Origin of the sequence: Halorubrum sp. GN11_10-6_MGM (assembly GCF_005435165.1) — an archaeon.
Lineage (GTDB): Archaea > Halobacteriota > Halobacteria > Halobacteriales > Haloferacaceae > Halorubrum.
Genome location: NZ_SGUC01000004.1, coordinates 1 through 26633 on the forward strand (window position 1 = coordinate 1; position 26633 = coordinate 26633).

The window sequence follows — 26633 nt, forward strand, 5'->3', positions numbered from 1 at the left end:
GCACGGCACCGCACAGCGCCTCACACCTCCCCAGCCTCGTCGGTGGTCCTCCGCCTCACACCTCCCCAGCCTCGTCGGTGGTCCTCCGCCTCACACCTCCCCAGCCTCGTCGGTGGTCCTCCGCCTCACACCTCCCCAGCCTCGTCGGTGGTCCTCCGCTTCGCTCCGGACCACCGACTCCCTCGCGCGTGCTGCTCGGCCGCAAGGCGGCCTCGCAGGCGCGCGCCACCGACAAGTCATTTATAAGCACCATCGGTGGTCTCGATTCTTATCGCTCGCGCGAACTGCCACCCTTTTAGTCGCGCGCCGTCGGAGTGACGCGTAATGAGTACGGACGCGACCCCCGAGTACGACTACGAGGAGCTGGGGCTCGTCGCCGGGCTGGAGATCCACCAGCAGCTCGACACGGAGACGAAGCTGTTCTGCGACTCTCCGACCGTCGAGCGCGACCCCGAGGAGTCCGACCGGTCGATCACCCGGCGGCTCCACCCGACGAAGAGCGAACTGGGCGAGCTCGACGACGCCGCGGTCGAGGAGAGCCGCGTCGACCGCGAGTTCACCTACCTCGCGTACGACACCACCTGCCTCGTCGAGGAGGACGACGAGCCGCCCCGCCGCGTCGACGACGAGGCGCTCTCCGTGGCGCTCCAGATCGCCGACCTGCTCGATCTCTCCGTCGTCGACCAGGCCCACGTCATGCGGAAGCTCGTCATCGACGGCTCGAACACCTCCGGCTTCCAGCGCTCGATCCTGCTCGGACAGGACGGCGCGATCGAGACCGAGTCGGGGTCGGTGTCGGTCGTCGACCTCATGCTCGAAGAGGAGTCGGCCAAGCGCGTCGAGGAGACCGACGACGGCGTCGTCTACTCGCTCGACCGCCTCGGCGTCCCGCTCGTCGAGATCGGCACGGGCCCCGACATCCGCAGTCCCGAGGGCGCGCGGCAGGCCGCCGAGCGCATCGGGATGCTGCTCCGCTCGACCGGCGCGGTCAAGCGCGGGCTCGGCACCATCCGGCAGGACGTGAACGTCTCGATCGCGGAGGGCGCCCGGGTCGAGGTGAAGGGCGTCCAGGACCTCCAAGGGATCGAGGACATCGTCCGCGGCGAGGTCGGGCGGCAGGCCGAACTACTGGAGATCCGCGACGAGCTCCGCGACCGCGACGCGAGCGTCGGCGACGTCTCGGACGTGACCGACGTCTTCGCCGACACGGAGTCGGGGGTCATCCGCGGCGCGCTCGACTCCGGCGGGAAGGTCACCGCGGTCCCGCTGTTCGGCTTCGACGGCCTCGTCGGCCGCGAACTCCAGCCGGACCGCCGGCTCGGCACGGAGCTGTCGGACCACGCGAAGCGCCACGGCGCGGGCGGGATCTTCCACACCGACGAGCTGCCGGCATACGGGGTCACGGACGACGAGGTCGCCGCGCTCCGCGACGCGGTCGGCGCCGGCGACGAGGACGCGGTCGCCATCGTCGCCGCAGACCCGGAGACCGCCGACCTCGCGATCGAGGCGGCCGCGGAGCGCGCCGAGACGGCGATCGAGGGCGTCCCGGAGGAGACCCGCGGCGCGAACGACGACGGCACCACGCGCTACCTCCGCCCGCTCCCGGGCGCGGCGCGGATGTACCCCGAGACGGACGTGCCGCCGGTGGAACCGGACCCCTCCGACGTCGAGACGCCGGAGCTGCTCGACGAGAAGGCGGAGCGGTACGCCGAGGCGTTCGGGCTCGACGCCGGGCTCGCCGAGCAGGTCGCGTTCGGGCAGCGGTTCCCGCTGTTCGAGACCGCCGTAGAGCGCGGCGTCGACCCCACCTTCGCCGCGTCGACGCTGGAGTCGACGACGACGGAGATCCGTCGGGAGGGGGCGCCCGTCGAGAACCTCACCGACGATCACTTCCTCGACCTGTTCGCCCTCGTCGAGGACGGCGACCTCGCGAAGGAGGGCGTCCCCGAGGTGTTGACGACGCTCGCGGAGGATCCCGACCTCTCGGCGAGCGAGGCGGTCGAGGAGGCGGGCCTCTCGGGCGTGAGCGAGGACGAGGTCCGCGAGGCGGTCGTCGAGGTCGTCGAGCGCAACGCGGACCAGATCGAGGCCGAGGGGATGGGCGCGTTCTCCGGGCTGATGGGCGAGGCGATGGGCGCGCTCCGCGGGAAGGCCGACGGCGAGGTCGTCTCTGACGTGTTGCGCGAGGAGATCGGCAAGCGCTCGTAGCGTGCTCTCAGTCCGTTAGGCCCGTTCTTTACGTGGCGAGAGTTCGTGGCTCGACCCGAGACACACAGATGGCAGACTCGTCTGCGACGGATTCGCCGGACGGGCCATCCGCCTCGGATACACCCGACCCGGCGACCGCCCGAACGCGCGGCGACCGCGTCTCCGACGCGACGAACCGGTTCATCCACGGCGTCGAACTGGCCGCGGCGGCGCTTTTCGCGCTCCTCTTCGGCATCGGCGTCGTCGACCTCGCGATCCAGATCGCCGAGTCCGTCCCGACCGGCGCGATCACCGACCCGAACACGGTCATCGGCTTCATCGAGACAGGACTGCTCCTCCTGATCATCGTCGAGGTGTACGAGACCGTCGTCGCCTACATCGAACAGAGCGACACCCGTCGGATCGTCAGGCTGGTGATCTACACCGGTGTGATCGCGATGGTCCGGAAGGTGATCATCTTCCGCACGACGGAGTACGCCACGACGCAGGACGCACTGTTCGCCGCGGTGTCGTACACGATCATCATCCTCGGTCTGGTGGCGCTGCTGTTCGTCGAGCGCTCGGTCGGCTCCTCCCTGCTACCGGAGACGGAGTAAGCCGCGCTCAGTCCGTCAGCTCCTCGATCAGCGTGTCGAGGTCGTACGTCGCCGGCGCGCGCGGCTCGTCGCGCAGCGTCGCGATGGTGAACGTCGAGTTCGTGCGCTCGACCTCCGGGATCGCCTCGAAGTCACTTATCAGGCGCTCGACGGTGTCGGACGAGGAGAGCCGCGCGAGGACGACGAAGTCCGTCTCGCCCATCGTGAAGAACGCCTCCGTGACGCCCTCGACCGCCAACAGCTCCTCGGCGAACTCGTCGTATGGCCCCTCGTAGCTCGCGAGCACCTCCACGATGACGGTGACGCCGAGGCCGAGCGCCTCGTGGTCGAGGTCGTACAGGTCGTTCTCGATGATCCCCTCCTCCCGGAGACCGTTCAGCCGGTAATGGATCGTCGATACCGGAATCCCCGTCTCCTCGTGGAGCCGCTCCGGGCTTCCGGTGCCGAGATCGGAGATGGCCTTTAACAGCCGCACGTCGCGCTCGTCCATGTGCCCCGATCGCCCCCCGATCGGTTGTATATGTCGCCAGACAGTCTTGGAGTCTGCTCTAAGATCCGGGTCGCGTTCGAGCGTCGAATCGGACCTGATTCGTATGTCTGATTTTTCATCCCGAATATCGGGCACACCGAGAGTGTAGTTTAACTATCTCTGCGTATTTCGAACTGATAGCAAGTGAATCTCAGAAACCTCCTCTCTACTCCAGAAGCGATCGTCGCCGCGTTCCTGCTGCTCGCGACGCTGTGGGGAACCTCCTTCGTCGCCATCGAGGCCGGCCTTCACTACTTCCCGCCGCTTTTGTTCGCCGGCGTCAGGTACGTCGTCGCGGGCGCGGTCGTGCTGGGCTACGCCGCGGTCGCCGCGGACCGGTGGCTCCCGCGCGGTCGCGACGAGTGGCTCGGCGTCGCCGTCGCGGGGACGTTCGTGATCGCGGCCTACCACGGCTTCCTCTACCTCGGCGAGATGCGGGTCTCGGGAGCGGTCGCCGCGGTCGTCGTGAGCCTCTCGCCGGTGTTGACTGCCGTTTTCGCGGCCGCGCTCCTCCCGAACGAACGAGTCGGTCCCGTCGAGATCGGCGGGTTCGCGCTCGGCGTCCTCGGCGTGGTCGTGGTCGCCGACCCGGCCGCAGCCGGGCTCGGCAGCGCGGCGGTCGTCGGCGTCGCGCTCGCGCTCGCGGGGGCGGCGGCCTTCTCGCTCGGCGCCGTCCTGCTGCGCCCGCTCCGCACCGACCTCCCGATCGCCGCGCTTCAGGGCTGGGCGATGGTCATCGGGGCCGGGCAGCTGCTCGTCGCCGCCGTCGCGATCGGCGAGTCGCCCGCCGCGATCGTCTGGAATCAGACCTCGGTCGCGTCGCTCGCGTACCTGACGCTGCTCTCCGGCGTCGTCGCGTTCCTCCTCTACTTCGCGCTGCTCGACGCGGTCGGCCCGTCGCAGCTCCACCTCGTCGGCTACGCGGAGCCCGTCGTCGCGGCGGTCGGCAGCTGGGCCCTGCTCGGCCATCTGATCGACGCCGAGGCCCTGATCGGATTCGTCGCGATCCTCGCCGGCTTCCTCGTCTTGGAGCGCCGGGAGATCGCCGACTACGTCGGGATCGACCGGCTGGTCGGGTAGCGACTGCCGGCGGAACGCACTTCCTGCCCGCGAGAGCGGTTACTCGACGTCTCGGCTCAGCCCCGCGCGCAGGTCCCGGCCGAAGTAGTGGCCGAGCAGCGCGAGCACCAGCCCGACGCCCCCGCCGACCGCGACGAGCGGGAGCCCCCACTGCGAGAGGTAGTCGATCCCGATCGGGAGGAAGCCGACGCCGAGGACGCTCGTCACCGCGCTGGCCGCGCCCGCCGCGCCCCCGGCGATCCCCGTCTCGACGTACCGGCGGGTCGAGAGGACGAGCCCGAGCAGGAACGCGGCGAGGAACACGCCGCCCGCGGTCCCGATCGTCCCGCCGATCAGCGGGATCAGCCCGCCAACGAACACCCCGACCGCGACGGTGACGAGCGCGAGCGCGAACGCCTTCCCCGAGAACCACCGGCCGGAGACGCCGACCCTGCCGGAGCCCTCGGCGGTTCCGGCGCTCCCGGCGCTCGGTTCGGCGGTCGCGGCGCCGTCGGACCCGGCGTCGGACTCCCGGTCGCCGCCGGCGAGGTCGTCGTCGAGGAGGTCGTCGAGGTCGTCCATCGGATCCCCGTCGGACGACTCGCGCTCCTTGGAGGGTTGCATACCCGACCGTTCGGGCCCGCGGACTTGGCTTTTGTGCCGCGCCCGGCCTCGAACCGCCGTCTCGCCGCGCGGTCGCGTGCGACGCGGTACCGTTCGCCGTTTCACCGGAAACGTGGTGTGGGGCGCGTCGGTTCGCGGCGCTTACCGACTCCCGGTCGGCTCCTCGTCTCCGTCGTTCGCGTCGGCCCGCCGCCCGCCCCACACGCGCTTGTCGACGAGCGCGACCGTCATCGGGCGGTCGACCGCGATCTGACAGGAGAGCCGAGGGTAGCCGAACCGGTCGGCGAGGCGGTCGTGCCAGTGGTCGGCCGGCGGTCCCTCCCTGACGCGGACGCCGCAGGTGGCGCAGAGCCCCCGCCCGCCGCAGTTGAGTCGCCGCGTCGCGGGCGCGTACGGCGACAGTCCGGCGTCGAGGAGGACTCGACGGAGGTTCCGACCGCGCTCGACGTCGAGCTCGACCCGCTCGTCGCCGTCGACGACGGCGAGCGGGACCGTCTCGCCGACCTCGGGTCCGGCGCCCGCTCTCCCGTCGCCGTCGGTCATGACCGGTCCTTCGCGCGCCGGACACAAAGCGTCCGGGGCGGGCGACCGGGGTCCAGCCTCCGGGCTCCGGCGGCCGAAGTCCAATCTCCGCGGCCTACCTCCGGAACCCGGCGCTCGGGACCCGGAACGGCTTTCGGCGCGGGCGCCGGAACGGGCGGTATGGACACGCGGCGCGCGCTGCTGGATGCCCTCGCGGCCGACGACGGTCCCGTCTCCGGTCCCGCACTCGCCGAGTCGCTCGGCGTCTCGCGGGCGGCCGTCTGGAAGGCCGTCGAGGCGCTTCGCGAGGAGGGGTTCGCGGTCGAGTCGACGCCCGACGGGTACGTCGCTCCCGAGGACCCGGGCTACTCCGGCCCGGGAATCGCGTTCGGACTCGACGCTCCGTACTCGGTGGCGTACCGCGACCGGATCGGATCGACGAACGAGCGCGCCCGCGAACTCGCGGGCGAGGGCGCCGCCGACGTCGCCGTGGTCGCCGATGAGCAGACCGGAAGCCGGGGGCGCCTCGACCGCGAGTGGGTGGCGCCGAGCGGCGGCGTCTGGCTGTCGATCCTGACGCGTCCCGACGTGCCGACCGCGCGGGCGCCGCTGTTCACGCTCGCGGCCGCGGTGGCGACGACCGACGCCGCCCGCGAGGCCGGGGTCGACGCGCACATCAAGTGGCCGAACGACGTGCTCGTCGGCGGTGACGGAAGCGGCTCCGTCGACGCCGACCCGGAGGCGAGCGGCCGCGGCGGCCGGAAGCTGGCGGGGATCCTCACGGAGATGGAGGGCGAGGCCGACCGCGTCGGCTGGCTCGTCGTCGGCGTCGGCGTCAACGCCAACGTCGACCCCGAGACGCTCCCCGCGGGCGCGACCTCGCTGTCGGCGGAACGGGGCGGCCCGGTCGACCGCCGCCGGTTCGCCGCGACGCTGCTCGAACGGTACGCGGAGCTGACGGCGTCGCCAGCGGCGCTCGACCGAATCCTTCCGGCGTGGCGCGAGCGGGCGAGCACGCTCGGACGACGCGTTCGCGTCGAGGCCGCCGACGGCGTCGTGGAGGGCACCGCGGTCGACGTGGCGGAGCCGGGCGCGCTCGTGGTCGACACCGACGAGGGACGGCGGCGGGTCCACGCGGGCGACTGCGAACACCTCCGCGACGCGGAGTGAGTCGCGTCGGTGACGCAGCGGGTCGCGGCGTTTCGTTCATCCCGTCTCCGTCGCGTCGGAGACCGACCCGTCCGCCTCGGCCCGGGTCGCGCCCGTTTCGTCGGCGGCCGCGGACTCCCCGGCTTCGGCCGCGCCGCTCGCGGTCGCCGACTCTGCGACGTCCGCGGCCTCCTCGTCGCCGATCCGGACCGTCAACACGGGCACGGACGAGCCGCGCACGACCTTCTCGGCGACGCTGCCGAGGAGCAGTCGGTCGATCCCGCCGCGCCCGTGAGTGCCCATCACGACGAGATCGCAGCCCGCCTCCTCGGCGTGGGTAATGATCTCGCGGCTCGGGGATCCCTCGACGGCGGCGGTCTCGACGTCGACGTCGCGGTCCGCGGCCAGCGCCTCCACGGTTTCGAGCGCCGACTCCGCGTCGTCGTACAGCAGGTCGCCGACTCCCTCCCACGTCGTCTCCATGGGCATCCCGGCGTACCGCGCGGTGTCGACCACGTAGATCGCGCGGACCGACGCCCCGTGGACCGCGGCGAGGTCGAGCGCGTGGCACACCGCCAGCTCGCCCTCGGAGGAGCCGTCGGTCGGAACCAGTATCCGGTCGTATAGGGGCATGTTCACGTGTACCATGACACCGACGAGGGATAACCCTTTGCGGTTCTTGCCGGTTTCGCGCGGAGTCGCGTTTATTACCTCCGCGGCCGATACGAGGGTATGGACGCCTCTATCCACCTCTCCCGGCTCGAAGCCGCGCTCGACGAACACGACTACCCGGCCCCGCGCGAGGAGTTCGCCGACTCGTTCGCGGGGACGACGGTGCTGTTCGCCGACGGCGAGGCCGACCTCGGCGACCTGATCGCCGAGACCGACCAACCGCGGTTCGCGGACCCCGAGGAGGCGTTCGTGGCGATACAGAACGTGCTCCCGATAGAGGCGGTCGGCGAACCCGGGCAGTCGGACGGCGACGCCTGAGTCACCGCCTCGCGCGTCGGGGCGTTCGCCAGCGCTTCCCACGCCACGCCGCGTCTCGCATCGCTTTTTACGCCGCGCCGCGTCTCGCATCGCTTTTTACGCCGCGCCGCCCACCGGTGGTAATGAGCTACCGGATCGGCCTCGTCGGCAAGCCCTCGGTGGGGAAGTCGACGTTCTTCAACGCCGCGACCATGAACGACGTGCCCGAGGGCGCGTACCCGTTCACCACCATCGACCCGACCGTCGGCGAGGCGTACGTCCGCGTCGACTGCGCCGCGCCCGAGTTCGACGAGATCTGTACGCCGAGCGTCGGCGTCTGCCGCGAGGGGACGCGGTTCGTCCCCGTGAAGCTCGTCGACGTCGCCGGGCTCGTCCCGGGCGCCCACGAGGGGCGCGGCCTCGGCAACCAGTTCCTCACCGACCTCAACGAGACCGACGTGTTGATCCACGTCGTCGACTTCTCGGGGAAGACGGACATCGAAGGCGAGGCCACCGAGGGCCACGACCCCCGCGAGGATATCGACTTCCTAGAGGAGGAGCTCGACGCGTGGTACCTCGACGTGTTGGAGAAGGGGCTAGAGAAGTACGAGACGCGCTATCAGGGCGCGGACGCAGCCATCGAGGAGGAGCTCGCGGACCAGATGTCCGCGTTCGGCACGGACAAAGACCGGATGAAGCGGACCATCCTCGCGCAGGGGCTCGAACTCGACCCGGAGACGTGGGACGAGACGGACAAGATCGAGCTGGCCCGCGAGATCCGGAAGCGGACGAAGCCGATGGTGATCGCCGCCAACAAGATGGACACGCCCGAGGCGCAGGCCAACTGGGAGGAGATTACGAGCGACCCCGACTACGACCACCTCTCCTTCGTCCCCGCGAGCGCCCACGCCGAGAAGGCCCTGAAGAACGCGGACGACGCCGGCGTCGTCGACTACACGCCGGGCGAGGACGCGTTCGACGTCGTCGGTGACGTCTCCGGCGAGCAGGCGGCCGGGCTCGACCAGATCGCCGAGTTCGCCGCCGAGTACGACGGGACCGGGGTTCAGGCCGCGCTCGAAGCCGCCGTCTTCGACGTGCTGGGCTGTATCGCCGTCTTCCCCGGCTCCGCGAACGGCAGCAAAGACGAGAAGGGGGTGTTCCGCGACTGCTTCATCCTCCCGGAGGGGTCGACCACCGAGGACTTCGCGTACCACATCCACTCCGACATCGGCGAGGGGCTCCTCCACGGCACCGACTGTCGGAGCGGGCGACAGGTCGGGACCGACCGCGAGCTCTCCCACCGCGACGTGATCGAACTGGTCTCGACGAAGCAGGCGGCGCCCTGAACGCTCGGGCCGATCCCCGATTTCCCCGTCCGGAACCCCGGACTCCGATCAGCTATTAGCCGCCGGGGTCCAATCCGTCCCCATGGAACGGACCGTGACGGTCGAACCCGAGGCCGGACTCCACGCGCGCCCCGCCTCGAAGCTGGTACAGACGGCGAACCGATTCGACGCCGACGTGTCGATCGGCCGGAGCGACGACGGCGACGACGGCCTCGTGCGCGCCGACAGCATGCTCTCGGTGAGCGGACTGAACGTCGAGCACGGCGAGTCGGTGCGCGTGGTCGCCGAGGGCTCCGACGCCGAGGCCGCGCTCGACGCGGTCTGTGACCTGCTCACGAGCCCGGTCGAGGAGTCCTCGGACGACGACGCGGAGGACGCGCCGTGAGGACGCTCGCCGGGGTCGGCAGCACGCCGCGCTCGGGGGTGGGAACGGCGCGCTGGTACCGTCCCGACGCCGACCTGACGCTCCCCGACCGTCCCGATCCGGACGCCGTCGACGCCGAGGCGGAACTAGCGCGGTACGAGGCGGCCAGAGACGCGGTGCGGGAGGCCCTGCGCGACGCCCGGGACCGGACGGCCGAGCGCGTGGGCGAGGAGGAGGCGGCGGTGTTCGAGGCCCACGAGGGGTTCCTCGACGACCCGACGATAGTCGAGGACGTCGAGGCCGCGATCGACGACTGGACGCCAGCGGAACACGCCGTCGCGGACCGGTTCGACGAGGCGGTCGCGCAGTTCGAGGGGATGGAGGGCCGGATGGCCGAGCGCGCCGACGACCTCCGGGACGTCCGCGACCGACTGCTCCGCGCGCTCCTCGACGACGGGGGTGACGGACCCCCGGCCGCCGCCGACCTCGCCGCGCTCCCCGACGGAACGATACTGCTCGCGGAGCGGCTCACACCGAGCGACACCGCCGCGCTCGACCCCGACGCGGTCGCCGGGATCGCGACGGTCGAGGGGGGTCGAACCTCCCACGCCGCGATCATCGCGCGGTCGCTCGCCATCCCCGCGGTCGTCGGCGTCGGCGGGGAACTCGAATCGGTCGCCGACGGCGAGACGGTCCTCGTCGACGGCGAGGCCGGCGAGGTCGTCGGCGACCCGGACAAGACGCAGCGCGCCGCCGCGAGAGAGTCCGGGCCGGACGCGATCCGCGAGCGCGTCGAGACCGACGACGGCCGCCCGGTCGAGGTCGCGGCGAACGTCGGCGGCGAGGCGGAGCTGGACCCAGCCGCCGAGCGCGGCGCCGACGGGATCGGGCTGTTCCGGACCGAGTTCCTCTTCGTCGACCGGGAGTCGCCCCCGACCGAGGACGAGCAGTACGCGGCCGTGACGGCCGCGCTGTCGGCGTTCCCGGACGACCGCGTCGTCGTCCGGACGCTGGACGTCGGCGGCGACAAGCCCGTCCCGTACCTCGATCTCCCCGACGAGCCCAACCCGTTCCTCGGGCGGCGCGGGATCCGGCTGTCGCTCGACGAACACGCCGACCTCTTCGAGACGCAGCTCCGGGTGCTGCTCCGCGCCGCGGCGACCGAGGAGGGTGACGGGCTCGCGGTGATGTTCCCCTTAGTCACCCGGGTCGAGGAGGTCGAGCGCGCTGTCGACGCGGTCGAGTCAGTCGCGGCCGACCTCGCCGAGGAGGGAGTCGACCACGCGGTGCCCGAACTGGGCGCGATGATCGAGACGCCCGCGGCGGCGTTCCTCGCGGACGCGCTCGCCGAGCGGCTCGACTTCCTGAGCGTCGGGACGAACGACCTCGCTCAGTACGTGATGGCGGCCGACCGCGGGAACGACGCGGTCGCGGAGTACCACGACCCGCTCCACCCGGCGGTGGTACGCGCGCTCGACCGCACGACGGCGGCCGTCGAGGGGACCGACGCGTGGGTCGGCATGTGCGGCGAGATGGCCGGCGACCCGGCGCTGACGGAGCTGCTGGTCGGACTCGGCTTCGACGAGCTCAGCATGAGCGCGGTGACGGTGCCGGAGGTGAAACGGCGGGTCCGCGAGGTCGACGCCGACGCCGCGGCGTCGCTCGCGAGCGAAGCCCTCGCCTGCGAGACGCGGGCCGAGGTGCTGGACGCGCTGGGGCTCGACGACCGCCCGGCGTAGACGGCTCCGGAAAAATCGGGGCGGCTCCGCCCCTACAGCTTCTCGATGTCGCGCGCCGCCTCCGCCTGCTCGCGCACGGACTCGACCGTGGCCGACGGGTCGGTGGCCGCGACCGCCGCGTTGACCGCGCCTTCGAGGACGGGCGCGTCCGCGATGGCCGCCTCCGCGTCGCTCAGTTCGACCGCGACGTCCGCGTTCATCACCGCGCTGCCGAGGTCGACGAGGACGACGACGCCGTCCGCGTCGCCGTCGCTCTCATCGCCCGCGTCGCTCCCATCGGTGTCGCCCCCGGCCGCGTCCTCGATCGCCGCCTCGATCGCGTCCGGCACGGTTCCGATACCGCCCTTTCCGTCGCCGCCGACCGGTTCGATACAGGTGTCGCCGGCCATCTCCGCGGCGATCTCCGCGATCCCCTCGGCGGCGCGCTCGCTGTGCGAGACGACGACGATCCCGACCATCAGCTCTCCTCCGGGGCCGCGGCCGAGCCGTCGTCGGCCGCCCCGTCGGGGTCGTCGTCCGGGATCGTCGGCGACGCCGCGTCCGTCTCCGGGGCGTCGACGCCGAGCCGGTCCGCGGCGACCGCGAGCAGCTCTTCGAGGATGAACAGCGTGCTCGTCGCCCCCGGGTCTTGGTGACCGACCGACCGCCAGCCGAGGTAGGAGGCCCGGCCCTTCCGCGCGCGGATCGGGACGGTGAACGCGACGCCGCGCTCGGCGGCGTCGACCGCCTTCGTCAGCGCCTCGATCGGGTCGAGGTCGTCGACCTCGACCGACTTCTTGAACGTGTGGACCGCGGGCGTCAGCGCGTCCACCATCGTCTGGTCGCCGACGCGCGCGTCGCCGCGGTCCTCGACCTTCTCCAGGTAGGTCTCGGCGAACGCGACCGCGGTCTCCGGGGTGATTCCCCCGTCCAGCTCGCCCGCCGCGAACACGAGCGACCCGCCGAACAGCGGGCCGGAGGCGCCGCCGACCTCGGCCATCAGCGTCTTGCCGACCGTCTTCGCGACGGTCTCCGCGTCCGGGTCGTCGAGGTCGCGCGCCGCGTCGGCCGCCTCCGCCCAGCCGCGCGCCATGTTCCCGCCGTGGTCTGCGTCGCCGATGGCGGAGTCCAGCTGGGTGAGGTGGTCCCGTTCGTCCTCAAGTCGCTCGGCGACCGCCTCGACCGCGGCGACGACCGCCGCGCCGTCCTCCGTCGCTCGCTCCTCGGTCATGTCGTCGTCAGCGCCGGGGTGTCGGCCGGCGCGTCGAACAGCTCCTTCAGCTCGTCGTCGACCGCACAGACCGTGATCGACGCGCCCGCCATGTCCAGCGAGGTCATGTAGTCGCCGACCCACGCGTCGTAGGTCTCGAGGCCGCGCTCGCCGAGCAGCTCCTGAAGACGGCGGTTGACGACGAACAGCTCCATCTGCGGCGTGGCGCCCATCCCGTTGACGACCGTGAGCACTTCCTGTCCCTCGTCGAGGTCGAGGTCGTCGAGGACCGCGTCGGTCAGCGCCTCGGTGACCTCGTCCGCGGGCATCGTCTCGGTACGCTCGGTGCCGGGCTCGCCGTGGATACCGATGCCGAGCTCGATCTCGTCGTCGCCCAGATCGAAGGTGGGCTCGCCCTTCTCGGGGGTGACACAGGAGGTGAGCGCGGTGCCCATCGTGCCGACGTTGTCGACCACCTTCTCGGCGACGCGCTTGACCTCCGCGAGGTCGGCGCCCTGGGCGGCCTTCGCGCCCGCGGCCTTGTGGACGAGGATCGTCCCGCAGACGCCGCGGCGCCCGGAGGTGTACAGCGAGTCCTCGACGGCGACGTCGTCGTTCACCACGACGCTTTCAACCTCCACGCCCTCCATCTCCGCGAGCTCGATGGCGGTCTCGAAGTTCATCACGTCGCCCTCGTAGTTCTTGATTATCGCGAGGACGCCGTCGCCCGCGTCGCAGGCGCCGATCAGTTCCTCGAACTCGTCGGCGGTCGGCGACGAGAACACGTCGCCCGCGGCCGCCCCGTCGAGCATGCCGTCGCCGATGTACCCCGCGTGGGTCGGCTCGTGGCCGCTGCCCCCTCCGGTCACCAGCGCCACCTTCCCGTCGACCGGCCCGTCGTCGCGGACGAGCACCTGCGTGTCCGGCAGGCGCCGCAGGCGGTCCGGGTGCGCCGCGGTCATCCCGTCGAGCATCTCGTCGACGACATCGTCCGGGTCGTTGATCAGCTTCTTCATGATCGTTGGTACCGACTCACGCTGACCGGTTAAACGTAGTGGGGGCCGGGGGTCGCCGCGTCGCTCGCCGAGGGTTAGTTCGGGTCGATATCGAAGGTGCCGCACTCGCGACAGCGGAACACGCCGGCGTCGTTCCGATCGGGAACGCGGAACTCGTGGCCGTTCGAGCAGGCTCCGCCGTCGTCGAACGCCTCGGCGGCCGGGTCGAGGTCGACCGACTCGCAGGCCGGGCACGCGTACGTCCCGTTCCCCAACTCGGTCGGCGCGGCGAAGTAATGGCCCTTCAGACAGCGGCCACCGTTCTCGATCCCCTCCGCCCCCGGCGAGACGTTCTTCGCGTTACACCGCGGGCAGTAGTAGGTGCCGCCCCCGGTGCGCCCCGCCGACGCGAAGTGGTGGCCGTTCGAACAGGTCCCCGCGTTCTCGAACATGTCCATGCCCCGGCGGACGGCCAACCGCGGGATAAATTCCACCGGTCGATGTCGTTCCCGACTTCCGAAACGATGCGCGGTCGCCCGGCTCCGCGACGTCTCGCCCACCGTCGGGTCACAGGACCCAACTGGCGAGGACGCCGATCACCGCCGCCGCGCCGAGGGCGGTCAGCGCGCCGCCGACGAGCGGCGAGTCGGCGAGCAGCGGGACGCCGACCGCCACCCCCGCGAGACCGACGAGCAGGAGGAGGATTTTCAGGATAACGGTGGGGACGAACTCCAGGATGACGTCGAAGACGAGTTCGAAGATTTCGTCGAGCATTATTTTGAGGGCGTTTTTCGGTGGACGTTGACTGCTAAAAGTATTCGGTGGTTCGGACTCGGAACTCACGATGCGAAGATTGAGGGACCCCAAGGCGGCCAGAACCCACCGATACACGATGATACTCCCCGACGCGGACGAAGCTATTTGATCGCTCGGAGCGATGCTCGAACATGGTCCTCAACCTACCGGACGACTTCGAAGCGCGGTTCTGGCGCCGTCACTCGAATCCAAAGAGCGGCTGGAGCCGCACGGTCCTGTTGCCGGCCCTCCTCTACGCCCTCTACCACCGGAACTGGCGACTCGCTGGCGCCGCGCTGCTCTTTACCGTCGCGAACCCCGTCCTGTTCGCCCCGCCGGAAACCGACGACGCGTGGATGACCCGCGTTGTCCTGGCCGAGCGCTGGTGGACGCGAGAGGAGGACGCGGGCCTCCTCGATCGGGGCTACCCGAACGGACTCAACCTCCTCAACGTCCCCGTGTCGCTGTACGCGTTCGTCGCCGCGTATCGGCGGCGGCCCGTCCGCGCCGGCGTCGCGTGCGTGATCGCGATGGGGTTGAAGTTCTGGTACGTCGCCGCGCTGGTCCGACGGTACGACGCCGCCGAGGAGCGGGTGGCGTGACTGGCGGGGGTCGGTGTTCGGTCGGAAGCACGGTCGGCGTTCGTTAGCGTGGAACTGTGGCGGTTCCGCCGCGCTTCGACCTCGACGGTCGGGATCACGCACCTCCACCTCCCGCATCGAGGCCATCGTCGATCGCGGCGCTGCGCCCGCCTCAACACCCTCGTGCCAGACGGTCGCTCACGACACCGCGTCGCGGACCGCGTCGGGAACGTCCCGTCGGTCGGCCTCTCGAACCGACGAGCCGTCGGCGTCCGCGCCCCCGTATTTGTACCCCGACCCGGTCAGGATCACGGCGACGTCGTCCGCGGCGTCGAGTTCGCCCGACGCGGCGAGCTCCCGGACGGCGGCCGTCGCCACGGCGCAGGACGGCTCGACGGAGACGCCGGCGTCGGCCGCGAGCCGCTCCGTCTCGGCCAGCATCGCCTCCTCGGCGACCGAGACGACGCCGCCGTCCGTCTCCGAGACGGCCGCCAGCGCTCGGTTCCCGCTCGGCGGGTCCGCGTTGTTGATCGAGACCGCCGCCGTCGGCTCGCCCGCGACCGGCTCGACGCGGGAATCCCCGCGTCGGTACGCCCGCGCGACCGGGTCACAGCGCGCGGCCTGTGCGAGGTAGATCCGCGGGACAGACGGGAGCAGACCGGCCGCGGTCAGCTCGCGGAGCGCCTTCCAGACGCCGCTCGCCTGTCCGCCGCTGCTGACTGGCAAGACGATCGCGTCGGGAGCCTCGGGGGCGAACGCCTCGCAGATCTCGTACGCGACAGTCTTCTGTCCGGCCACCCGGAGCGGGGAGTCCGAGTTGAGGAACGCGACGCCGAGGTCGCGTTCGAGCGTGTCGTAGTAGAGTCGCCCGTACTCGCCGCGAACTCGGAACAGGTGCGGGTCGTGTTGGGCGATCATCGCGAGCCGGGCGTCCGGGGTGTCCTCCGCCACGAGGATGACCGCGTCCCGGTCCGCCGCGGCGGCGTGCGCGGCGACGCTCAGCGCCATGTTCCCGTGCGAGACGGTCCCGACCGGGCCGTCGACCCGACCGATGCCCACGGCGGTCCCCCGGTCTTTGAAACTCCCGGTCGGGTTGACGCCCTCGACTTTGAGATGGACCCGCGGGCCGTCAGTCGGTTCGATCGACGGCGCGCGAAACAGCGGCGTTCCCCCTGCGGCGGCGGCGAGGCCGGTTGGTGCCGTCGCGGGAAGCACGGACTCGTAGCGCCAGAGGGTGTCTCGCCCGAGCGAAACGGCGTCTTCCGTCGGGTTGCTCGCGTCGGGCCAGTCGAACCCGGCGGTGTCGGTCTCGAACCAGAGGGGCTCGCCGCACGCGCAGCGGGCCGCGTCCCCGAACGCGTACGTCTCGCCGCAGTCGTAACAGGTCAACCGGTCCATACCGCCCCCTCTCGGCCGGCGTACAAATGATTGGTTGCGGACCGTCGCAATTCTCGCCCCGCTGCGTGTACCGGAGTCGGAAGTACCGTCCGGCGCGTCCGATCGGCTTGTTCGGCCGAAGGACTTGAAGATCCTGTGCGCCCACTCGCCGTGGAAACCCCGCGAGTACGGCGTTCGATCGAGCCGCGCGCCCGCCCCTCCGAACGGTCACGGCGTCGGCATACGGGGACGGTGGACTACGCAAAGATCGCCGTCCGTAGTGCCTGTTCCGGGTGTAGTACTGCCAGCAGTTCGCGTAAGCGTGAGGGAGGTCGAAGATTTCGCGTCGGAGTTCGCGGGCGGCCGCGGGGAGACGGTCGCCTTGCCGACGCACACAACTGTCGTTACGAGCAGGTAAATCGGCCCAAGGCCAGCTCCGCGGCCACTCCCTCCTTGGTGAACGTGACCCTGACATCGTACTCGGCTTCGACCCCAACTGTCAGGCTGTCCCCCGGAACGAATCGCGAACGCTGCGTCGCCTCCAACTGTCAGGCTGTCCCCCGGAACGAATCGCGAACGCTGCGTCGCCTCCAACTGTCAGGCTGTCCCCCGGAACGAATCGCGAACGCTGCGTCGCCTCGGCGAGCGTCGCTCCGTCGGTTGTAATGTCGGGGTCACTGCCCTCCGGATCCACTATGGTTCCGACGAACGCCAGTCTCTTCGCGGAAAGCGGTCCACCACCTTCATGTTTAACCGTCAGCACGCCGGTCTCGTCGCTGCGAGTCGCTGCCGAGTCGAACTCTGCTGCTAGGAAGACGGACGGGGGTCCAAGCGGCTCCTCGTCGATGATGAGCCCACCGCCGACCAGAATCTGTTCGATGTACCACGCTTCTCTGGCTTCGGACATTCGAAAGGAGACCTCTTCCGTCCGCGATTTCCCTTGGTGCGCAATTGTGAGGGTTGTCTCGAGTATCACGTACGCGCTTTCTTGAGTCGTTCTCCGGAGATCCCCCCCCCCGCTCAAGCGTGTACTCTCCGATGTTGTCCGCTGTGAACCCACCGCCGGCCCACGACCCTACGGATTCGTCCACTGCTTCGATGTTGTTCTCGTTCACGCCGGTGATGAACTGGTCGACAACCGCTTTCTGTGTCTGTAACTCTCCGGACGAACCTCCGCTGAGTTACTTCGAATTCGCCGAGCAGCCGGTGAGAGCTACCATTGACAGGCTTCCCCCGGCCGTCAGAAACTGCCGGCGTCGATATGGCATAGCGCGTACAAGTCGAGAGTAGGGCTTCAATCCACCGGGAAACGACGGGCCGTCGCCCGTTTTCGAAATGAGTGGGCGTTGTAGTCAGTCGCTAGTCTGGTGGTAGCTGTTGTGTCTCTGGTAATGAGTCGCACAGTAGTGTTCGAGGAGGCTCCGCTGCCGCTGCCGCAGTCGGGGCTACATCACGCCGAGATCATCTCGGTTAACCCGGATCGGGGGACGGTGGTGACTACCGGCTTAATTCTTGCCCGGACAAGACACGCTAGCGGTGTCTCTAGGGGAGTGGAACGACGAAATTGGGTGGCTGGGGAGTCCCAGCCCACCAATCCCGCACGGCCAGAGACCGCGCGTTCAGTAGGTGGGCCAACACGGATTTGAACCGTGGACCTCCCGGTTATCAGCCGAGCGCTCAACCTGACTGAGCTATTGGCCCAGGTGAGCGCATTCAGTCGTTGCGCGGGTAGGATTTTAAGGGTTTCCTTTCGACAGCCGCCCGCCGTGTGGCGGTTTCACGTCCTCTCCAACGTCCGAGCCGTCAGTCGGTTCGCTGCTGCGTTTCGTCTTCGACCGTGTACTCCACGTCGACGACGTCGTCGCCGGCCGACGCGTCATCGTTCGCGGCGCCCGTCGACTCTCCGGCGGCGCCGGGACCGCCGGAACCGCCGCCGTCCTCCCCGCCGGGGAAGTCACCGCCGTCGCCGGGGAACCCGCTGCCCATCGTGAACCCCCCCTCTCCGTCGTTCGGGAAGCCGCCGACGTACACGTTCCCGGAGAGGAACCCGTCCGTCTCGCGCTCGATGTACGGGACGACGACGTACTTCTTCAGGGCCACGCGGATCGGCACCCGCGAGAGCGGGAGCGCGAACAGGAAGCCGACCGCGTCGGTGACGAGCCCGGGGGTGAGCAGGAACGCGCCCGCGGCGATGAGCAGCCCGCCGTCGAGCAGCTCGTCGGTCGGTGGTTTCCCTTGCGCCGCCTTGCGTTGGATGCGCGCGAGCGTCGCGCGCCCCTCGGCGCGCAAGAGGAGCATCCCGAGGACGGCCGTCAACACGACGAGCGCGACCGTCACCGGCCACCCGAGCCGCGTCGCGACCACGATCAGAAACAGCGCGTCCACGAGGGGGACGACGAGGAGCAGCGCGAGCAGCGTTCGCGGGCGCATACCCCCGCCTTCCCGCCGGGCGCCCATAGCCCTTTTCGTCGCGGCTGCGGAGCGGACGCGAATCCGGCCGTTCGCATCACCCAACTGCGCCGGTCGTTCGCCACGTACTCGCTGCGCCGGTCGAGAACGCCGACGCTCGCCGCGATCGCCCCCCGCTAAACTCCCTCGACCGCCGCGACCGCCGCGACCGCCACGGCTTTGCCCGCCCGGTCCGAGCCGGCGGTATGGACATCCTCGGCGCGCTCGGACGCGACCCGCCGGACCGCGAGTCGCTGCCGCGGTGGGTCGCGCCGCTCCCGAAACGGCTGGAGGACATCGCCTTCCGGTTCGCGTGGCTCATCGTCGCGATCAACCTCGTCGGCACCGCCTTCGGCTTCTGGTACTACCGCTTCCAGTTTCGGGCCCTCCCGACCGAGATGTGGATCTTCATCCCCGACAGCCCGGGCGCGACGCTGCTCATCGCGCTCGCGCTCGGCGCGTGGGCGCTGGGTCGGTCGAGCGACACCCTCGCGGCGCTCGCCTTCTTCGGCAACGTCAAACTCGGGCTGTGGACGCCGTACGTCCTCGTCGTCTTCTGGCCGGAGTTCCTCGCGGCCAACGGCCCGGCGCTGTACGCGTTCCTGCTGGTGAGCCACCTCGCGATGGTCGTTCAGGCGTTCGTCCTCCATCGGATCACCGACTTCCCGCTCCGCGCGGTGGCGGTCGCGACCGCGTGGTACACCGTCGACCTGCTGATGGACTACTTCGTCCCCGTGATCGGCGAGGTGACGCACACCTCGCTGCCGTACGCCGACGGCGCGCCGTGGTTCACCACGACGGTCCTCCAGGTCGCGGCCGCGGGCGCGGTCGTACTCACCGTCGTCCCGCTGTTCTGGGCGCTCGGCACGCGGATCGCGACGCTCCGCGACCGCGGAGCGGACCCGGACCGCGAGTCCGGCTCCGCCGCGTGACGCGCCCCGATTTAAGTCGTCGCGTCGCCTCCGTTCACCCATGAGTCTCTACGAGCGGATCGCCGACCTCCGGGTGACGATCGAATCGGTCGACCGCCGGCGACACGTCGCGAACACGACGAGCGGGTTCGAGCGCACGACCACGGAGTACCGGCTCTCCGGCGACGGCGTCGTCGGCAAGGGGGAGGACGTGACCTACGAGACCGCCGACCACGACGCGCTCGCCGGGACCGATCCGATAGATCTCGAGGGGGAGTGGACGATCGACGGCCTCTCCGACCGACTCGACGAGATCGACCTCTTCCACGGGCACTCGCCGGAAAGCGAGACCTCTCGAAACTACCGGCGGTGGGCGGTCGAGAGCGCGGCGCTCGACCTCGCGCTCCGCCAGCGCGGCGAGTCGCTCGGCGACGCGCTCGGGATCGACCCCGAGCCGCTCCGGTTCGTCGTCTCGACGCGGCTCGGCGACCCACCGTCGACCGACCGCGTCGAGGTACTCCTCGCGCGCGACCCCGACTTGGAGTTCAAGCTCGACCCGACCCCCGAGTGGCCCGACGAGGCGTTCGAGACCCTCCGGAAGACCGACGCCGTGCGCGTCCTCGACCTGAAAGGCTGGTACGAGGGGACCGACGTCGACGTCGAGCCCGACCCGGAGCTGTACCGCGACGTGTTCGCGGCGTTCCCGGCCGCGGTCGTGGAGGACCCCGCGTTCACGCCGGCGACGGGCGCCTTGGTCGAGCCGCAGGCCGACCGCCTCTCGTTCGACTACCCGATCGACGGCGTCGAGAGCCTGAAATCGCTCCCGGTCGAGCCCGGCTGGTGTAACGTCAAACCCTCGCGGTTCGGCACCCTCGAATCGCTGTTCGAGACGATCGCCTACTGCGAGCGGGAGGGGATCGAGCTGTACGGCGGCGGGCAGTTCGAACTCGCGAGCGGCCGCACCGCGATCCAGACGCTCGCCGCGCTCTGTTACCCCGACGGGCCGAACGACGTGGCGCCCCGCGCGTACAACGACCCCGACGCCGAGCCGCCGTACCCGAAGAGCCCGCTCCGCCCGAGCGGCGACGCGGTCGGCTTCGAGTTTTGAGACCGCCGAACCGGACGGGTAGCTGCCCGACTATTTATAAATCGATCCGCGGTGGCGCGTGCCTGCGAGCGGTCGCCCACGGCGACCGCGAGACAGCACGCGCGAGGGAGTCAGTCGCCGGAGCGAAGCGACGGCGACTGACGAGGCTGGGGAGGTGTGAGGCTGCGGTTGCGGTGCGGGGGGGGAATCGAAGGGGCAGCCGCGAGGGCGAAGACGCGCGACGTAAGGACCGCAGGAGCGAACGCAGTGAGCGACGAGGACCGCAGCGAGCGCATCGAGTCCTCGCGGCTGGGGCTTCGGTGGTCGTGTTCTCGACAGCAACCGTGTCGTAACGACCGACTGAGACTTCGGTGGTCTCGTCTCGAACCGACTCAACCACTTAAGAGACGAACTTCAGCAGGTCGTCGCGGTTGTGGTCGTGGAAGCGCGTCCGGAGACACTCCTCTAACGCCTCGATGTCGCCGCGCTTCGCGCAGATGGGCGCCACGCGGTCGGACCACTGCTGCCACGGCGGGTACAGCCCCAACCGATCGCAGATCTCGTCGAGCCGCTCGTCGAGGTCGTCGATCTTGTCGGTCTTGTTGACGGCGACGATGGGCTCGACGCCCACGTCCTCCAGGAAGCCGAACATCTCCACGTCGTGGGGGACGTTCCCGCGCTCGGCGTGGCGGTCGATGATGTCGACGGCGGCCTTGCCGTCCATCACGACGACGCCGGCCAGAATGGAGTCGGCGTTCTCCTCTAGGTAGCGCACGATGTCGGTCTTGATCTGCTCGCGGTGCTCCTCCTCGACGCCGGACATGAACCCGAATCCGGGCAGGTCGGTGAACATGAAGCTCTCGCTGGCCCAGTCGAAGTGGTTCGGCTGCCGGGTGACGCCCGGCTTCCCGCCGGTCGAAAAGTCGTGGCCCGTCAACTCGCGCATCAGCGTGGACTTGCCGACGTTCGAGCGTCCCACGAGGACGACCTCGGCGTCGCGGTCCGGCCGGTCTTCGAACATACCCGACCGTGCGCGCCTGAGCGGGTTAAAAGGCGCGTCGCGGCGGCGGCTACTTACCAGTGCCCCGCCACGGACCGACATGGACAAGCAGGCAGTTCGCGAGGCGGTGTGGGACGCCTTCGACGCGGGCGACCAGGCGCGGTTCCCGTTCCCGCCCCACGACCGGATCCCGAACTTCGCCGGCGCCGACGACGCGGCGGAGCGACTCGCGGCGACCGAGGCGTGGGCGCAAGCCGCGACGCTGAAGGCTAATCCCGACGCGCCACAGCTGCCGGTCCGCCGGGCCGCGCTCCGCGCGGGCAAGACCGTCTACGTCGCGCAGCCGCGGCTCCGCGATCCGGACCCCTTCCTTCGGCTCGACCCGGCCGACGTCCCGCCCGACGAGATCGACGACGCCACGACCGTCTCCGGGATCTCCGAGTACGGGACGCCGACCGCGCCCGAGGACGTCGCTGCCGTCGACCTGATCGTCGCCGGCTCGGTGGGCGTGACGACCGACGGCGCCCGGATCGGCAAAGGCGAGGGGTACAGCGACTTGGAATGGGCGGTCCTCCGCGAGCTCGGCGCGGCCGACGAAGCCACGACGGTCGCGACGACCGTCCACGAACTCTCGGTGCTCGACGGCCCCGAGTCCGCGGTGGGCACGGAGACCGACCTCCCCGAGCCCGACGCGCACGACGTGCCGCTCGACCTCGTCGTGACGCCCGAGCGGACGGTCCGCACCGACACGCCGTACGCCCGGCCGGCCGGAGTCGATTGGGACGCCCTCGACGCGGAGAAGCTGTCGGAAATCCCCGTCCTCGCGGAGCGAGCGCCCGAAAGAGAGTAGACGACGGGTATCCGTCCGCGTGTCGGCGGTCAGTTCGCGTGTCGGCGGTCAGTTCGCGTGCCGGCGGTCAGTCCGCGTGCCGGCGGTCAGTCCGCGTGCTGCGGCGTCGGCGCCGACCGCTCGGAGCGGTGATCGGCGACGTGACCGCACTCCGGACAGACGATCGTGCGCTCGTCGCCGTCGCTGACGACGAGCCACCCCTCCGACAGGGGGCTCTCGAAGCGACACTCCGGACAGAAGAGGACCGACTTCCCGCGGGAGGGCGGGGAACCGCTGGCGTCTGCGTTCATGGTTCACCTCTAGAGCCCGAGCTATAAGGGTCTTTTTCGACCTGATCGTTCAGTATGATCGGGTTTCACACACTGGGTTGTCGATCAAACTGGAGTAAAACAGATCGATTATTTCTAAAAACAGAGTATTTTTGATCGGTATCTGTCACCATCGTTTCGGAGACACCGGCTGCGGGCGTCGGCCCCGTCGCCACAGCGTTATCGCGCCAGCGGCATGTTGTAGCTCGTCTCCTCGTCCATCACGTACTCCCACGTCGCCTCGCACTCGCAGGTCACCTGCTCGAAGACGCTCGGGTCCTGCCGCCTGTCGAAGTCCTTGATCGCGGTCTGGACGCGGTCGTCGCACTCGCCGCAGTTGTGCGCGCCGCGGTCGGAGCCGTGCCCGACGGGGTCGGAGACGACGATGGCGTCGGCGTCGGCCGTCTCCGCCAAGACGTGCGCGACCGACCAGAGCCACGGCGGGCGGTACCCCCCCTCGAAGAACAGCTCGTCGACCATCGTGTACCGCTGGACGTTCGTCGGGTTCATCGAGACGGTGTGACAGCCGTCGACGTCGGCACAGCGGCGGATCGAACTGATCATGTCGGCGGCGGCCTCCGGCTCCGCGAGGAACGGCGGCTTCATGAGGAGGTACGCCTTGATCCCCACGTCCGCGTCGAACTCGCCGTCGGCCGCGGCCGCCTCGGCGCAGGCGTCCTCGAAGTCGGCGAAGTCGAAGTACTTGTTCACGCAGTCGTGGCGCACCCGGTCCGTCGCGGTCTCTAACCCGACCGCCACGTCGGTGGCGATCCCGTACTCCGCGAAGTCGGCGATCTTCTCGCGGTCGACGAAGTCGGGAAGCGACTCGACGACGATCCGGTCGCGGTCCGCGAACGTCTCGGCGATCGCTCGCCGGGTCTCCGCGGACACCTCGCGCTCGTCGAGGAAGGAGCCGGAGGTGTAGATCTTGATCAGCTCCGCGGGTTCGTCCGCCTCCTCGGCCTCGTGGTCGAGGCACGCGTCGATCTGGGTCATGAGGTCCTCGTGAGCGACGCTGCCGCCCTCGACCGACTCGGCGACGTACCCGCACATCGTACAGCCGCCGGCGCGGGCCCAGCGGCACCCTCCTGTATTGAGGATGATAGTCAGGGAGTTCACCACGCCGTCCGGCGTGTTGTCCTCGTCGATCCACACGCGCGTCGGCTCCGTCGGGTCGTACGTCTCCGAGCGCTCGGCGCGGATGTCGCGCATCACGGCGTTGTGCGCGTCCATCCCGCGCCCCTGCTCGTACGCTCCGGGGCTCGGCTGACTCATTGTCTGGAGGTGCGGCCGAGCGCGTAAAGCGGTGTCGTCATCGCTGACCGGGCGGTCTCAGGCGGTCAGCCGTCGACGGGCGGTCAGCCGCCGACTGAGGACGAGTCCGTGCTCCCGTTCGACCCTCACCGACCGCCCGACGACGGCGAGGTGGGTGCGCGAACCGCGGCGGTCCCCGCCCCGACGAGGGCCCCGAGGCCGTTGACCGCCGCGTCGGTCCACGCGAACGACCGCCAGGGGACCGGAGCCTGAACGAGTTCGACGCCGAATCCGAGGCCGGTCGCGACCGCGACACCGACGGCCGCCGCGGCCACCCGACCGCGGTGTCCGTGTCGGACCGCTCTCGTCACGAGCACGGCGAGCCCCGTGTACCCGACGAGGTGAAACGCCGTCGTGACCCCGACCCACGCCGGGAGGACACCGCTCGGGCGTCCGCTCGCGGACGCTGCGTCCGGTACCGGGACGAGAGACGCGGCGACGAGGACCGCCGCGAACGCGACGGCGAGACGGCGCTGATCGCGGCCGCTCGCTCCGCGCCGCGCTCCCTGCTCGTCGTCCGGTGCGGTCCCCATTGCGACCCGACCGTCGGTCCCCTTCCGAGTTAACTCCCCGTTTCGACGCGTTCGCCCGGACTCTCCGTCCGAACCGCAGGACTGGAGGGTCCTGCCCGAACGGCGCCCGAACCGCGGTCCCGACCGGATGGTAATTGGTTCCGGTTACAACGCCGAATCAACACCTAACACGGTGTGGCCCCAATATAATGATAGAGCATTACATGACTGAAATGGGCGGCTACAGAGACCGTGTGGCACAGGTCGATCTGACCGGCGGCGAGGTCAGCTACCGCGGGATCGACGACGACGACGCGAAGAAGTACATCGGCGCGCGCGGGCTCGGCGTCAAGTACGTCTTCGACAAGGGGCCCGACGTGGACCCGCTGGGACCGGAGAACCGACTGGCGTTCATGACCGGCCCGCTCACGGGCACCCAGACCGTGATGAGCGGCCGGATCGCGCTGGTGACGAAGTCCCCGCTGACGGGGACGGTCACCGACTCGCACCACGGCGGCTGGTCCGGCGCCCGGCTCAAGTGGGCCGGCCTCGACGGGATCCTGCTCGACGGCGCGAGCGACGAGCCGGTGTACCTGTTCGTCGAGGACGGCGACGTGGAGGTACGCGACGCCTCCCACCTCTGGGGGCAGGGCGTCCACGACACGATCGACCAACTCGGCGAGGAGGTCGAGGGCAAGGTCGGTCGCGACGTCTCCGTGATGGCGATCGGACAGGGCGGCGAGAACGAGGTGCGCTACGGCTGCGTCATCAACGAGGACGACCGCGCCTCGGGCCGCGGCGGCACCGGCGCCGTGATGGGCTCGAAGAACGTGAAGGCGGTCGTCGTGAAGTCGGGCACGGACATGCCGAAACCGTCCGACCCCGAGACGTTCCAGGAGGGGTACCAGCAGGCGATGGAGGTTATCCGCGAGTCCGACGTCACCGCGCCCAACGAGGGCGGGCTCTCGATGTACGGGACGAACGTCCTGATGAACGCGACCGAGGAGATGGACGGGCTCCCGTCGAAGAACGCGAAGTACACCTCGACGGAGGCGTACCACGACGCCGAGGGCGTCGACATCGAGGCGGAGCGCGTCTCCGGCGAGAACGTCCGCGAGAACATCCTCGTGGACGAGCCGACCTGTCACTCCTGTCCGGTGGCGTGTAAGAAGGAAGTTGAGGTCAACGTCACCCACAAGGGGCAGGACATGAACGTCCGCACGGAGTCGTACGAGTACGAGTCCGCGTGGGCGCTCGGTCCGAACTCGGGGCACTCCGACCGCGACGAGATCGCCCTGATGCTCCAGCGCTGTAACGACCTCGGCATCGACACCATCGAGTCGGGCAACATGATGGCGATGGCGATGGAGATGAGCGAGGAGGGCAAACTGGAGGGTGTCGGCCACCTCGACTGGGGCGACTCCGAGACGATGATCGACCTCCTCGACGAGATCGGTCACCGCTCGTCGGATCTGGGCGACCTCCTCGCGGAGGGTCCCGAGCGCGTCGCCGACGCGAAGGACGCGCACGGCAACAAACTCTCGGTGAAGGGCCAGACGATGGCCGCCTACGACCCGCGCTGTATGAAGGGCATGGGGATCGCGTACGCGACCTCCAACCGCGGCGCCTGCCACCTGCGCGGCTACACGCCGGCCGCCGAGATCCTCGGGATCCCGGAGAAGGTCGACCCGTACGAGTGGGAGGGCAAAGGCGAACTCACCGCCACCTTCCAGGACCTCCACGCGGTGTCGGACTCGTTCGACATCTGTAAGTTCAGCGCGTTCGCGGAGGGGATCGAGGAGTACGTGCTCCAGTACAACGGCGTGACCGGTCGCGACGTCAGCGAGGACGAGCTGTTCGAGGCCGGCGAGCGCGTCTACAACCTCGAACGCTACTACAACAACCTCGCCGGCTTCGACGGCGCGGACGACACGCTGCCGAACCGCTTTGTCGAGGGGCACCCGGACGCCATCCCCGGCACGGGCGCCAGCGAGGGCGAACTCGTCGAGCTCGACCAGCTGAAGGCCGAGTACTACGAGACCCGCGACTGGGTCGACGGCGTCGTCCCCGACGAGAAGCTGGAGGCGCTCGGCATCGACATCGGCCCCGGCACCGGCGTCTCCGCCGGCGACTCCGCGGCCCCGGCCGACGACTGAGCGCG

The 26633-nt window shown here is 70.0% G+C and carries 29 protein-coding genes and 1 tRNA gene; 13 read left to right on the plus strand and 17 right to left on the minus strand.

Annotation, left to right across the window (positions count from 1 at the left end):
- The first annotated feature begins 324 nt into the window (after positions 1-324).
- Complete coding sequence (gene gatE / locus EXE46_RS03045; protein WP_137687025.1) at positions 325-2208, plus strand: Glu-tRNA(Gln) amidotransferase subunit GatE; 1884 nt, start codon at positions 325-327, stop codon at positions 2206-2208.
- A 68-nt stretch (positions 2209-2276) separates the two neighbouring features.
- A complete protein-coding gene (locus tag EXE46_RS03050) occupies positions 2277-2804 on the plus strand; it encodes a phosphate-starvation-inducible PsiE family protein (RefSeq protein ID WP_137687026.1) in 528 nt (175 codons plus the stop codon).
- 7 nt (positions 2805-2811) lie between these two features.
- On the opposite strand, the gene EXE46_RS03055 is transcribed toward EXE46_RS03050, so the two are convergent.
- Positions 2812-3294 carry an Lrp/AsnC family transcriptional regulator gene (locus EXE46_RS03055; RefSeq protein WP_137687027.1) on the minus strand — a complete coding sequence of 161 codons (483 nt, stop codon included), beginning with the start codon at positions 3292-3294 and terminating at the stop codon, positions 2812-2814.
- Between the two features lie 183 nt (positions 3295-3477).
- On the opposite strand from EXE46_RS03055, the gene EXE46_RS03060 reads away from it, so the two are divergent.
- Entirely contained in the window at positions 3478-4413 is a 936-nt protein-coding gene (locus EXE46_RS03060; protein WP_137687028.1) for a DMT family transporter, read from the plus strand.
- A 39-nt stretch (positions 4414-4452) separates the two neighbouring features.
- On the opposite strand, the gene EXE46_RS03065 is transcribed toward EXE46_RS03060, so the two are convergent.
- Together EXE46_RS03065 and EXE46_RS03070 are read right to left on the minus strand one after the other, a co-directional pair.
- Positions 4453-5016 carry a hypothetical protein gene (locus EXE46_RS03065; RefSeq protein ID WP_137687029.1) on the minus strand — a complete coding sequence of 188 codons (564 nt, stop codon included), beginning with the start codon at positions 5014-5016 and terminating at the stop codon, positions 4453-4455.
- Between the two features lie 141 nt (positions 5017-5157).
- Complete coding sequence (locus EXE46_RS03070) at positions 5158-5559, minus strand: 2Fe-2S iron-sulfur cluster-binding protein (RefSeq protein ID WP_137687030.1); 402 nt, start codon at positions 5557-5559, stop codon at positions 5158-5160.
- Between the two features lie 159 nt (positions 5560-5718).
- On the opposite strand from EXE46_RS03070, the gene EXE46_RS03075 reads away from it, so the two are divergent.
- Entirely contained in the window at positions 5719-6708 is a 990-nt protein-coding gene (locus EXE46_RS03075; RefSeq protein WP_137687031.1) for a biotin--[acetyl-CoA-carboxylase] ligase, read from the plus strand.
- 36 nt (positions 6709-6744) lie between these two features.
- Here EXE46_RS03075 and EXE46_RS03080 read toward each other — a convergent pair whose 3' ends face one another.
- Positions 6745-7320, minus strand: coding sequence for a universal stress protein (locus EXE46_RS03080; RefSeq protein WP_137687032.1), 576 nt, complete (start codon positions 7318-7320; stop codon positions 6745-6747).
- Positions 7321-7419: 99 nt separating this feature from the next.
- Between EXE46_RS03080 and EXE46_RS03085 the strand changes: the two genes are divergently transcribed.
- From EXE46_RS03085 to ptsP, 4 genes are all read left to right on the plus strand, one after another.
- The gene (locus tag EXE46_RS03085) at positions 7420-7677 is read left to right on the plus strand and encodes a hypothetical protein (protein ID WP_137687033.1); all 258 of its coding nucleotides are present in this window, start codon (positions 7420-7422) and stop codon (positions 7675-7677) included.
- A gap of 122 nt (positions 7678-7799) precedes the next feature.
- A complete protein-coding gene (locus EXE46_RS03090; protein ID WP_137687034.1) occupies positions 7800-9002 on the plus strand; it encodes a redox-regulated ATPase YchF in 1203 nt (400 codons plus the stop codon).
- Positions 9003-9084: 82 nt separating this feature from the next.
- On the plus strand, positions 9085-9387 hold the full coding sequence (locus EXE46_RS03095) for an HPr family phosphocarrier protein (RefSeq protein ID WP_137687035.1): 303 nt from the start codon (positions 9085-9087) through the stop codon (positions 9385-9387).
- A complete protein-coding gene (ptsP, locus tag EXE46_RS03100) occupies positions 9384-11105 on the plus strand; it encodes a phosphoenolpyruvate--protein phosphotransferase (RefSeq protein ID WP_137687036.1) in 1722 nt (573 codons plus the stop codon). The genes EXE46_RS03095 and ptsP overlap by 4 nt, the downstream gene beginning before the upstream one ends.
- Before the next feature lie 32 nt (positions 11106-11137).
- Here the strand turns inward: ptsP and EXE46_RS03105 are convergent, their stop codons facing one another.
- The 5 genes from EXE46_RS03105 to EXE46_RS03125 form a co-directional block, all read right to left on the minus strand.
- Positions 11138-11563: a PTS mannose transporter subunit IID gene (locus EXE46_RS03105; protein ID WP_137687037.1), complete on the minus strand. Its 426-nt coding sequence runs from the start codon at positions 11561-11563 to the stop codon at positions 11138-11140.
- Entirely contained in the window at positions 11563-12315 is a 753-nt protein-coding gene (gene dhaL / locus EXE46_RS03110) for a dihydroxyacetone kinase subunit DhaL (protein WP_137687038.1), read from the minus strand. Before dhaL ends, EXE46_RS03105 begins: the two co-directional genes overlap by 1 nt.
- A complete protein-coding gene (gene dhaK / locus EXE46_RS03115) occupies positions 12312-13310 on the minus strand; it encodes a dihydroxyacetone kinase subunit DhaK (RefSeq protein ID WP_137687039.1) in 999 nt (332 codons plus the stop codon). Before dhaK ends, dhaL begins: the two co-directional genes overlap by 4 nt.
- Positions 13311-13384: 74 nt before the next feature.
- Positions 13385-13747: a hypothetical protein gene (locus EXE46_RS03120; protein WP_137687040.1), complete on the minus strand. Its 363-nt coding sequence runs from the start codon at positions 13745-13747 to the stop codon at positions 13385-13387.
- 109 nt (positions 13748-13856) lie between these two features.
- Positions 13857-14063 (minus strand): hypothetical protein, encoded by a 207-nt coding sequence (locus tag EXE46_RS03125; RefSeq protein WP_137687041.1) that lies wholly within the window; start codon positions 14061-14063, stop codon positions 13857-13859.
- A gap of 173 nt (positions 14064-14236) precedes the next feature.
- Between EXE46_RS03125 and EXE46_RS03130 the strand changes: the two genes are divergently transcribed.
- On the plus strand, positions 14237-14686 hold the full coding sequence (locus EXE46_RS03130) for a DUF6653 family protein (RefSeq protein WP_137687042.1): 450 nt from the start codon (positions 14237-14239) through the stop codon (positions 14684-14686).
- Positions 14687-14863: 177 nt separating this feature from the next.
- On the opposite strand, the gene EXE46_RS03135 is transcribed toward EXE46_RS03130, so the two are convergent.
- The 4 genes from EXE46_RS03135 to EXE46_RS03150 all read right to left on the minus strand — a co-directional run bounded on the left by EXE46_RS03135 (position 14864) and on the right by EXE46_RS03150 (position 18472).
- The gene (locus EXE46_RS03135) at positions 14864-16063 is read right to left on the minus strand and encodes a pyridoxal-phosphate dependent enzyme (protein WP_137687043.1); all 1200 of its coding nucleotides are present in this window, start codon (positions 16061-16063) and stop codon (positions 14864-14866) included.
- A gap of 478 nt (positions 16064-16541) precedes the next feature.
- Positions 16542-16949: a hypothetical protein gene (locus EXE46_RS03140; protein WP_137687044.1), complete on the minus strand. Its 408-nt coding sequence runs from the start codon at positions 16947-16949 to the stop codon at positions 16542-16544.
- A gap of 720 nt (positions 16950-17669) precedes the next feature.
- A tRNA-Ile gene (locus tag EXE46_RS03145) sits at positions 17670-17743 on the minus strand.
- Positions 17744-17845: 102 nt separating this feature from the next.
- Entirely contained in the window at positions 17846-18472 is a 627-nt protein-coding gene (locus tag EXE46_RS03150; protein WP_137687045.1) for an FxsA family protein, read from the minus strand.
- A gap of 224 nt (positions 18473-18696) precedes the next feature.
- Between EXE46_RS03150 and EXE46_RS03155 the strand changes: the two genes are divergently transcribed.
- Both EXE46_RS03155 and EXE46_RS03160 read left to right on the plus strand, forming a co-directional pair.
- Positions 18697-19422, plus strand: coding sequence for a DUF1405 domain-containing protein (locus tag EXE46_RS03155; RefSeq protein WP_137687046.1), 726 nt, complete (start codon positions 18697-18699; stop codon positions 19420-19422).
- Positions 19423-19462: 40 nt separating this feature from the next.
- Positions 19463-20509 carry a hypothetical protein gene (locus tag EXE46_RS03160; RefSeq protein WP_137687047.1) on the plus strand — a complete coding sequence of 349 codons (1047 nt, stop codon included), beginning with the start codon at positions 19463-19465 and terminating at the stop codon, positions 20507-20509.
- A gap of 379 nt (positions 20510-20888) precedes the next feature.
- On the opposite strand, the gene engB is transcribed toward EXE46_RS03160, so the two are convergent.
- The gene (engB, locus tag EXE46_RS03165; RefSeq protein ID WP_137687048.1) at positions 20889-21509 is read right to left on the minus strand and encodes a GTP-binding protein EngB; all 621 of its coding nucleotides are present in this window, start codon (positions 21507-21509) and stop codon (positions 20889-20891) included.
- 79 nt (positions 21510-21588) lie between these two features.
- Between engB and EXE46_RS03170 the strand changes: the two genes are divergently transcribed.
- The gene (locus EXE46_RS03170) at positions 21589-22338 is read left to right on the plus strand and encodes a 5-formyltetrahydrofolate cyclo-ligase (RefSeq protein WP_137687049.1); all 750 of its coding nucleotides are present in this window, start codon (positions 21589-21591) and stop codon (positions 22336-22338) included.
- 86 nt (positions 22339-22424) lie between these two features.
- On the opposite strand, the gene EXE46_RS03175 is transcribed toward EXE46_RS03170, so the two are convergent.
- The 3 genes from EXE46_RS03175 to EXE46_RS03185 all read right to left on the minus strand — a co-directional run bounded on the left by EXE46_RS03175 (position 22425) and on the right by EXE46_RS03185 (position 24493).
- Complete coding sequence (locus tag EXE46_RS03175) at positions 22425-22628, minus strand: hypothetical protein (protein WP_137687050.1); 204 nt, start codon at positions 22626-22628, stop codon at positions 22425-22427.
- Between the two features lie 198 nt (positions 22629-22826).
- On the minus strand, positions 22827-23921 hold the full coding sequence (locus tag EXE46_RS03180; protein ID WP_137687051.1) for an archaeosine biosynthesis radical SAM protein RaSEA: 1095 nt from the start codon (positions 23919-23921) through the stop codon (positions 22827-22829).
- A gap of 125 nt (positions 23922-24046) precedes the next feature.
- A complete protein-coding gene (locus EXE46_RS03185; RefSeq protein ID WP_137687052.1) occupies positions 24047-24493 on the minus strand; it encodes a VanZ family protein in 447 nt (148 codons plus the stop codon).
- A 203-nt stretch (positions 24494-24696) separates the two neighbouring features.
- On the opposite strand from EXE46_RS03185, the gene EXE46_RS03190 reads away from it, so the two are divergent.
- Positions 24697-26628 carry an aldehyde ferredoxin oxidoreductase family protein gene (locus tag EXE46_RS03190; protein WP_137687053.1) on the plus strand — a complete coding sequence of 644 codons (1932 nt, stop codon included), beginning with the start codon at positions 24697-24699 and terminating at the stop codon, positions 26626-26628.
- Positions 26629-26633 lie beyond the last annotated feature (5 nt).

Coding starts and splice junctions, on each gene's coding strand:
- EXE46_RS03120 (WP_137687040.1), bottom strand. CDS start 13,747: ATGGACATGTTCGAGAACGCGGGGACCTGTTCGAACGGCCACCACTTC.
- dhaK (WP_137687039.1), bottom strand. CDS start 13,310: ATGAAGAAGCTGATCAACGACCCGGACGATGTCGTCGACGAGATGCTC.
- EXE46_RS03070 (WP_137687030.1), bottom strand. CDS start 5,559: ATGACCGACGGCGACGGGAGAGCGGGCGCCGGACCCGAGGTCGGCGAG.
- EXE46_RS03080 (WP_137687032.1), bottom strand. CDS start 7,320: ATGCCCCTATACGACCGGATACTGGTTCCGACCGACGGCTCCTCCGAG.
- EXE46_RS03140 (WP_137687044.1), bottom strand. CDS start 16,949: ATGTCCGAAGCCAGAGAAGCGTGGTACATCGAACAGATTCTGGTCGGC.
- EXE46_RS03160 (WP_137687047.1), top strand. CDS start 19,463: ATGAGTCTCTACGAGCGGATCGCCGACCTCCGGGTGACGATCGAATCG.
- EXE46_RS03090 (WP_137687034.1), top strand. CDS start 7,800: ATGAGCTACCGGATCGGCCTCGTCGGCAAGCCCTCGGTGGGGAAGTCG.
- gatE (WP_137687025.1), top strand. CDS start 325: ATGAGTACGGACGCGACCCCCGAGTACGACTACGAGGAGCTGGGGCTC.
- EXE46_RS03105 (WP_137687037.1), bottom strand. CDS start 11,563: ATGGTCGGGATCGTCGTCGTCTCGCACAGCGAGCGCGCCGCCGAGGGG.
- EXE46_RS03175 (WP_137687050.1), bottom strand. CDS start 22,628: ATGAACGCAGACGCCAGCGGTTCCCCGCCCTCCCGCGGGAAGTCGGTC.
- EXE46_RS03170 (WP_137687049.1), top strand. CDS start 21,589: ATGGACAAGCAGGCAGTTCGCGAGGCGGTGTGGGACGCCTTCGACGCG.
- EXE46_RS03185 (WP_137687052.1), bottom strand. CDS start 24,493: ATGGGGACCGCACCGGACGACGAGCAGGGAGCGCGGCGCGGAGCGAGC.
- EXE46_RS03055 (WP_137687027.1), bottom strand. CDS start 3,294: ATGGACGAGCGCGACGTGCGGCTGTTAAAGGCCATCTCCGATCTCGGC.
- EXE46_RS03180 (WP_137687051.1), bottom strand. CDS start 23,921: ATGAGTCAGCCGAGCCCCGGAGCGTACGAGCAGGGGCGCGGGATGGAC.
- EXE46_RS03190 (WP_137687053.1), top strand. CDS start 24,697: ATGACTGAAATGGGCGGCTACAGAGACCGTGTGGCACAGGTCGATCTG.
- dhaL (WP_137687038.1), bottom strand. CDS start 12,315: ATGACCGAGGAGCGAGCGACGGAGGACGGCGCGGCGGTCGTCGCCGCG.
- engB (WP_137687048.1), bottom strand. CDS start 21,509: ATGTTCGAAGACCGGCCGGACCGCGACGCCGAGGTCGTCCTCGTGGGA.
- EXE46_RS03095 (WP_137687035.1), top strand. CDS start 9,085: ATGGAACGGACCGTGACGGTCGAACCCGAGGCCGGACTCCACGCGCGC.
- EXE46_RS03050 (WP_137687026.1), top strand. CDS start 2,277: ATGGCAGACTCGTCTGCGACGGATTCGCCGGACGGGCCATCCGCCTCG.
- EXE46_RS03065 (WP_137687029.1), bottom strand. CDS start 5,016: ATGCAACCCTCCAAGGAGCGCGAGTCGTCCGACGGGGATCCGATGGAC.
- EXE46_RS03125 (WP_137687041.1), bottom strand. CDS start 14,063: ATGCTCGACGAAATCTTCGAACTCGTCTTCGACGTCATCCTGGAGTTC.
- EXE46_RS03150 (WP_137687045.1), bottom strand. CDS start 18,472: ATGCGCCCGCGAACGCTGCTCGCGCTGCTCCTCGTCGTCCCCCTCGTG.
- EXE46_RS03085 (WP_137687033.1), top strand. CDS start 7,420: ATGGACGCCTCTATCCACCTCTCCCGGCTCGAAGCCGCGCTCGACGAA.
- EXE46_RS03130 (WP_137687042.1), top strand. CDS start 14,237: ATGGTCCTCAACCTACCGGACGACTTCGAAGCGCGGTTCTGGCGCCGT.
- EXE46_RS03135 (WP_137687043.1), bottom strand. CDS start 16,063: ATGGACCGGTTGACCTGTTACGACTGCGGCGAGACGTACGCGTTCGGG.
- EXE46_RS03155 (WP_137687046.1), top strand. CDS start 18,697: ATGGACATCCTCGGCGCGCTCGGACGCGACCCGCCGGACCGCGAGTCG.
- EXE46_RS03075 (WP_137687031.1), top strand. CDS start 5,719: ATGGACACGCGGCGCGCGCTGCTGGATGCCCTCGCGGCCGACGACGGT.